The organism is Flavobacterium bomense (assembly GCF_003970355.1).
Genome location: NZ_RYDJ01000251.1, coordinates 1 through 1,083 on the forward strand (window position 1 = coordinate 1; position 1,083 = coordinate 1,083).

The following is a 1,083-nucleotide window of genomic DNA, read 5'->3' on the forward strand; positions in this document are numbered from 1 at the left end:
TCTCAGGATGTTCGCGATAAAGAAGCCTATTTTGCGGCATTGCATCCTTTCATTCGAAATGCTGTAGGCAGTATGGAATTTGGTGGAGTATTACTGAATAAATATCTAAATAAAGGAAATGCAAAAGGACAACTACGATTGACTACTGATGCCTTTCAATTAGCAACAAGCGTACTTTTCCAAAATCCTATTCAAATGTTTGGGTTAACCCCAAATAACCTTACAGATGTGCCCGCTTTTGAATTAGACTTTTTGAAAAAAATTCCAACAACTTGGGATGAAACCGTTTTCATCGATGGTTATCCTGGTAAATATAGTGTAATTGCCCGCAGACATGAACAAAAATGGTATGTAGCAGGAGTAAATGCAGAGAAGGTAGCTAAAAAACTTAAACTCAACTTGCCAATGCTTGCAGGGCAAACTATCACTATGTACAATGATAAGGATACCAAAGAAACTTATACAACAAGCGTAAAAGTTTCTAAAAACGGTGAATTATCAATAACGATTCAGCCTAATGGAGGATTTGTATTAACGAATTAGAAAAAATGACAAAGAGTTTTAAAACACTTGTAATACTTATTACAATCTTAAATTATACAGTAGGAAAAGCACAAAATCCTATTGTACAAACCAATTATACAGCTGATCCAGCACCAATGGTTTATAATGGTAAAGTGTTTCTTTATACAAGCCATGACGAAGATGATTCTACTTGGTTTACCATGAACGATTGGCGATTATACACCACAGAAGATATGGTCAATTGGACAGATCATGGAGCAGTATTGTCCTATAAAGAGTTTGAGTGGGCGAAAATGAATGCTTGGGCACCGCAATGTATAGAACGAAAAGGAAAATTTTATATGTACGTTCCCAATACAACTCGAGAAGGAAAAGGAGCTATAGGCGTTGCTGTTGCTGATAGTCCGTATGGACCATTCATAGATCCGTTGGGAAAACCTTTAATTTCTAATGGTAATGCCGACATAGATCCAACCGTTTTTATAGATGACGATGGTCAGGCTTATTTGTTTTGGGGTAACCCAGTGTGCTATTATGTAAAACTAAATGAGGATATGA

2 protein-coding genes are annotated in these 1,083 nt (G+C 36.3%); both read left to right on the plus strand.

The window, feature by feature from the left end:
• A partial coding sequence (locus EKL98_RS17105; protein WP_199740761.1) for a glycoside hydrolase family 97 C-terminal domain-containing protein occupies positions 1-543 on the plus strand: 543 nt, incomplete at its 5' end.
• 5 nt (positions 544-548) lie between these two features.
• Positions 549-1,083, plus strand: a 535-nt coding sequence (locus tag EKL98_RS17110) for a family 43 glycosylhydrolase (RefSeq protein ID WP_148104477.1), incomplete at its 3' end; no start/stop codon positions are given.